6 protein-coding genes are annotated in these 6000 nt (G+C 38.0%); 3 read left to right on the top strand and 3 right to left on the bottom strand.

Annotated elements, in window-relative coordinates; translation table 11 throughout:
* Together F6K23_RS07275 and F6K23_RS07270 are read left to right on the top strand one after the other, a co-directional pair.
* On the top strand, window positions 1-482 hold a 482-nt coding region (locus F6K23_RS07275; RefSeq protein ID WP_293152682.1), incomplete at its 5' end, for a tetratricopeptide repeat protein.
* Window positions 483-846: 364 nt separating this feature from the next.
* Window positions 847-2022 carry a U32 family peptidase gene (locus F6K23_RS07270; protein ID WP_293152679.1) on the top strand — a complete coding sequence of 392 codons (1176 nt, stop codon included), beginning with the start codon at window positions 847-849 and terminating at the stop codon, window positions 2020-2022.
* A 562-nt stretch (window positions 2023-2584) separates the two neighbouring features.
* Here F6K23_RS07270 and F6K23_RS07265 read toward each other — a convergent pair.
* Entirely contained in the window at window positions 2585-3328 is a 744-nt protein-coding gene (locus tag F6K23_RS07265) for a 2-phosphosulfolactate phosphatase family protein (RefSeq protein ID WP_293152676.1), read from the bottom strand.
* A 927-nt stretch (window positions 3329-4255) separates the two neighbouring features.
* Between F6K23_RS07265 and F6K23_RS07260 the strand changes: the two genes are divergently transcribed.
* Window positions 4256-4927, top strand: a complete 672-nt coding sequence (locus tag F6K23_RS07260) for a hypothetical protein (protein WP_293152674.1) — start codon at window positions 4256-4258, stop codon at window positions 4925-4927.
* 266 nt (window positions 4928-5193) lie between these two features.
* Here the strand turns inward: F6K23_RS07260 and F6K23_RS07255 are convergent, their stop codons facing one another.
* Window positions 5194-5310, bottom strand: a complete 117-nt coding sequence (locus tag F6K23_RS07255; protein WP_293152671.1) for a photosystem I reaction center subunit VIII — start codon at window positions 5308-5310, stop codon at window positions 5194-5196.
* A gap of 162 nt (window positions 5311-5472) precedes the next feature.
* Window positions 5473-5958, bottom strand: coding sequence for a photosystem I reaction center protein subunit XI (locus F6K23_RS07250; RefSeq protein WP_293152668.1), 486 nt, complete (start codon window positions 5956-5958; stop codon window positions 5473-5475).
* Window positions 5959-6000: the final 42 nt, after the last annotated feature.

Here is a 6000-nt window from a genome sequence, read left to right as displayed (position 1 = left end):
AAATCGATCCTAGCGATCCTAACGCTTGCCACAACCGAGGAAGTCTTCACTCTGTCATGGGAAATTATCAGGAGGCGATCGCTGATTTTACGGCAGTTATCAAATCTCATCCCAAAGATGCTGATGCCTATAATAATCGAGGTATTTGTCTTTATGAAATGAAGGACTTTTATGGGGCAATCGCTGATTTTACTGAGGCAATTAAGATTAATCCGGATTATGCAGATGCTTATAATAATCGAGGCATTTCTAATTATGAAATAGGGGATTATCAGCAGGCAATAGATGATTATACAGAAGCAATTAAGCTGGAACCAAAAGATGCTAAAACTTATTATAATCGTGGTATACTTCGTTACTTTACCAAAAAATATCAAGAGGCAATAGATGACTTTGAAAAAGCGGCCGATCTTTATCAACAACAAGGAAAAAATGAGGATTATCAGGAAGTGATGAAAATGATTAGAAAATTAAAGAATTAGGCGTTGCTGAAGTGCGTGTATGATATTAATCTTAATTCTTTAGGAGTCAGGAGTCAGAAGTCAGGAGGGAATAAATAAGAAGAAAGAGTAGTAGAAAAGAAAGTTTTTTGTTCGCGCTCTTAATCTAGATATGATATCATACCTAAAATCACCAACGTCAAGAATTAAAGAATAGACATCTCCCAAAAAGATATAGACTTTTTGTAAAAGTAGGGAATAGGGAATAGTTATGTCACTCCAGTAGGGTGTGAAGCGCGCTAGCGTAACACACCAAAACTCTATATCTATTGTCAGTGCGTAAGTCCTGACTCTTTGAGAAGTAAATATTTATACAAATGAGTTAAATATTTTTATCCAAAACAAAATGCAATTTAACACTTTTGTCTCATCTCTCAATGATTTAAAACGGTGTGCCAACGCTCCTAAATTACAAGAGGTTTTATTAGAACCTACCTTACTTGCCAGACAAGGAAAACTCTCACAAAAAGAATTACTGTTGTTAGCATCAACAGCAGTAGAATTAGGTTTGCGCCCGGTGTTGGTGTGGGATATTCTGATGCCAGAACAGGTAATGAATAGGATTTGCGAACAACTGATTCAGTGGGACTTGAGCAAGTTTGAGGCAGTTAGGGTTTGCGATCCAGGTGCTGCCTGGTGGTTGAAAACTCATTATCCAACTATAGCGCTACAATTTGTTGTGGAAACAGGTAATCACAACTTGGAAGCGTTACGGGGTTGGTGCGAGATTTTTTCTGATTCCTTGGAACGTTTAATACTATCCATTGAACTGCCAGAACAAAAACTAATTGAATATTGCCAAACTCTTCCTATCAGTTGCGAAGTTTTGGGAGTGGGGCAAATTTTGTTGTTTTATTCGCCACGTTCCCTACTATCTCAACATTTATTATACTCTGAGTCTCAGCAAAAAGTACCTCTGCAAACTACAGTGTCATCAGAAGATAGCAATAACCGACCTTTCCCTACTTTGGAAACGGTGCATGGTACGTTTATGTTTTTGGATAAAGACCAGTTTATTTTGGATAAACTCGATCGCTTACAAGAAGCTGGTCTGCATACTGTCTGTTTGGACTTGCGACATTTGGGGAAAGATGCTGATGTAGCAGTAGATATTGAGCAAATTTGTAGTCAGATTTTAACTGACCCCATTTCTTTGCGAAAAAATTGGCCAAGACCGACGCGGTCGCCTTTTTTTAATGTCAACCGCACTACTTCTATATTTTCTCGGATGAAGTCTAAGCATAAGTTAATTCAGTATCGACAAGAAGTTGGTTTAGCAGAGGTTTTAGCTGGAGAGAGTGGAAATTATGTGGTGTTTCACTCTTTGCGACCTTTTGCCGTTTCTCAACTTGAGAAAATAATTGTACCTACTGGGGAAGAAATAGAGATTCCAGAAGAAATAGTATTTCGTAACTTAAATGGTCAGGTAATTGAATCATGCGATCGCGAACAAATTATAATTACAGACTGGATCAAAAAAGCGATGCCAGGTTCATTATTGTTAGGAAAAAATGGGGAGTAGGGGAGTAGGGTAGTGGGGGAGTCGGGGAGCATTTTTTTACCTTTTTCCCATATCCTATTTCTGAATTTCTTGAGGACTGATTACAGCAGTTTTCATTTGGGTAGACCACAGTAGGGGCGAATGGCCATTCGCCCTTACAGGGTTTTGGTTGTGGCGATGTGGTTTATCAATCTGAAAAGCGCTGTAAAAGAGGAGAGTAATTATGATGATTTATGACGCGAGCAAGATGCTCGCACTAATTGTCAAACACCAACCTGGTAGTTGCTATAAATGGGTTCTATAAATATGGGACATAAAATAAAAACTACAAGTATTATAGGGACATTCCATGGAAAGTCCCTACAGTGGTCTAACAATAATGGAACTGTATAACCAAATTTGATATTATTTACTGAAAAATTAAGGTATAAAGCCTCTCCATTCATGGAGAAAAAAGCGGTCGAGGGATGGCGAGGTCTCCTCGCCATATCCAATCGACTCCTGTGAAGAAAAAAATTCCTTTTAACCCAATCCTATCCGTTTTCAAGGAGAGGTAATTCGCGCATTCGCGCATTCGCGCATTCTAAATTCTTGAAGCTCTAATTAAAACTCCTGGTTCTTTCTGCATAGGCAAAATATCTAAGGTGTCAGTTTGAGAGCAATATTTGAGGTCTTCATAACATTCTAAGCGTTGGAGACGTTTGCCGTGACTGGCATAATTTAATAGTTCATATAATTTTTGCTCCCACTGAAGATAGAGGGATATTGCACCAAATACTTCATCATTTCCTACAGTTTCATCTGGGAGAGAATTAGTTTCTGTAATTAGGGTATGAGCGATCGCTCCTGCACAGACCGTATCTTCCAATGAATAACTACCTTCCCACCCAGACCCCAAGATCCAAATAGTTTCTGGTTTATTGGTTTTGAGATATTCAACTACGGAGCGACGGTTAACAAGTGCTGCTGCTAGGACAACTTTAGCATTTTGAATGCGCTGAAGACAACGGGTGCCATTAGTAGTAGTCATAAATAGGCGTTTATCTTTGACCACTTCTGAAGTAAAGTTGAGGGGTGAGTTACCTTCATCACAACCCTCTACTTTTTTGCCTCCTCTTTCCCCTACACGAATGCGTTTGTCAGCAGGCCATTGTTCGCTAACTGCCATTAATTCTTGAACGTCGCTAAATACTTGTACTGCTTCTGCACCTGCATCTAATGCTGTGGCCATTGTTGTTGTAGCTCTGAGGACATCAACGGCGATCGCGCAGTCTGGCATATTTTCTGTGGGAGTTTCTTCGGGAGTGTGGTAGATGAATATTTTCACGGTTTAGTTATAAGTAATAGTGCCGATTTATTATTGTATTCCTTTATGCTGGCATTTCCATATTTCTCACTAATGATTTGAAAGTTTTAGTTTGGATAGTTTCCACTCCTCCTTGGAAGTGTAATATAGAATCCGGGTAATTAGTTATCGTATTACTGAGGAGTAATGAGTAATGAGTAAGGAGTAAGGAGTAAAGAGTAAGGAGTAAGAAAGGAAATGAAAATGCATAAATTTTTAAATTCGTATTCATGCTTAACATATTTTAGTTGAGAAAGTAATTTGGCGATTACTGTATCACCTGATTTTATATGATGGGGTGATTGAATAATGAACATATACTATATAACCGGATTCTATATAAAAGCTCGTGTGTCGGTTGACTCTGAGTGCTGCAAGTAATTTAATTCTTCAGGACCCTCCCTAGACTCCTGGGGTAAAAGGTATTCATTCACATCAGCCTATTTTTAGATTAGAATAATGGTTGTAAATTTTTATGAACAGGGCTTGCACATTACTGCATATAGTTTATAATTCTCTTTGTAGGTGTTACAAGTATAATTACTGCCTTTGGGTAATACCTGATTCACCCAATATTTAGCTACGTTTTTCACTCAATCGCATAACCTCTTTCAACTCATAAATATTTAATCATCAGACAAAAAAATAAAGTACAGCCTTGATTTGGCGTGTAAGGTACAAGTTTTAGACAGTGCATAAATCAGAGGATAAGATCGATAGTTGTATCGGTTGTATTTAAAGGTGAGATTTTCATTATGGCGATCGTCTGATCCAAAAAGCAGAAGGAAATTAACAATGTTAAAACAGTTAATTGCTATTAGTGATGTCGTAACCTTTGCTTTAGCTGCTATCAACGTCAATTTTTCACTTTATGTAGCGTATTCTATCAGTTTTATAAAGTAGGTAACCATGAATTATTACGTTAAAGCGCTTCTATGTAGTCTTGGGGCAGCAGTTTCTTTAAATAGCTTAATGGCAAATAATGCCTCTGCTTTTACTCTTTCAGACAGCGTAAGTGGTAGTGTCTCTCCTCCAACTGTACTTGCTCCAGATACAGTTACGAATGGTGACTTTTTCATTACTCTAGGGGGACGCGGTAGTGTAGTTGGAGATGGAGCAGATGACATAACATCTTGGATATTTGACTTCACTGATTCCCCATTTGATATTCCTTCTCCTTCTAACTTAGAATCGGCAATTTTCACCCTAACAATTACCCCTCGCAGTAACGGTATTATTTCCGACCTCTTTAAGATTGCTGGACTTGACTTCAAAACAAGTCCAGATATCAGAAGAACTCCTTTGGGTGAAACAAATACTGTAATTCTTGAGCTTTTGGATTTTTACAGCTCCGATCAGATTCTTGGGGTATTCACAGGGGACATCAGCGGACAGATACCTTTTGAATACAGGGACGATGCAGTTGTATCTTTTGCAAGTCTCGATCTAACTTTTAAGCAAGTACCTGGATCTTCTTCAATTCCTGAATCCACTTCCACTTTAAGTCTTCTCATTCTTGGAACTCTTGGTGCAGCATCAAGCCTGAAATTCAAGCTAAATGCTTTCAAATACATAGAGTAAAGAAACAGAAAACTCATTGGGCAAATGCTGTTAAATTAAAAACTTGTTGCGTAGTCCGTTAGAACTTGGAACATTTGGACAGCATTCCGCAGGAAAGCAATCTAACATGAGTCTCTAACAGCTATTTTCAGATAGAAAATATTGCCAATATCAACTACCCCCAAAAACAATAAAAAGTGGCGTTTTTATCTCCTGAATTGTTAATCAGGTAAATGTTAATACGCCACTTTGTTCAATTAATTTATTGACCTAGACTGATAAAAAAACTAGGCTTCACTCTCAATGTAAAGGAATAATAAACCCATAGTTACAATGGGCATTAACCAACAAACTACGGGGATTAAAATCCAAGGTAAGTAAGCTGCTGCATAAGAACCAGTCATTTCAAATTCTCCTTAAATTACACTATTTCAAAGTAGGTGATTATCTGATTTAATCAAAATTTTACTTGTTTTTTTGGCAAAATTTGACTGTAATTATTTCACCCATTAAAGCAAGATGTAAATATAAAAATCAGATTTACATCTTCAATTATTAAGAGATATTTAGTTATTAACTAAACCACGGAAAATGGAATCTACAACTTCAAAGTTTTCTAGTAGGAAAAATGCAACAACGGCACCACCCATGGCACCGATGAAGAAACCACCAGTAAACTGACTCCAACCTTCAGAAGTTTTGAGTGGGTCTGCACCTTCAGGACTATCTCCTTGGAAGGAAACTATACCATAAGCGGATAGGCAAATAGTGGCAATTAGAATTAGGGCGATCGCAGAAATCAGCCCACCTAAGTTGGCTATAGCAGAATCTCGTAATGGACCAAGCTTTGTCCAAGGGCCAACGATAAAATAACCGTGGGCCATACCTACTTCTAGACCCCGTAAAATTGGGGATAGACCTGTGCGGTAAGCAGGTAGATTACCGATAAATGCTCTGGTAAAGTCAGAATCACTGATTGGAGTAGATAAATGACCAACGAAAGGGTCTCCATTATAGGGTTGAACAAATCCTGTATCTGTAGCTTCTGGCATACTTAGCTTTCCTCTGAATTGAAGTTCAAAAATCTTTAGAAG

Source organism: Okeania sp. SIO2C9 (assembly GCF_010672455.1).
In the GTDB taxonomy this organism is placed as follows: domain Bacteria; phylum Cyanobacteriota; class Cyanobacteriia; order Cyanobacteriales; family Microcoleaceae; genus Okeania.
The sequence above is the reverse complement of the archived record's forward strand: the minus strand, read 5'-3'. Positions and strand labels throughout refer to the sequence as shown.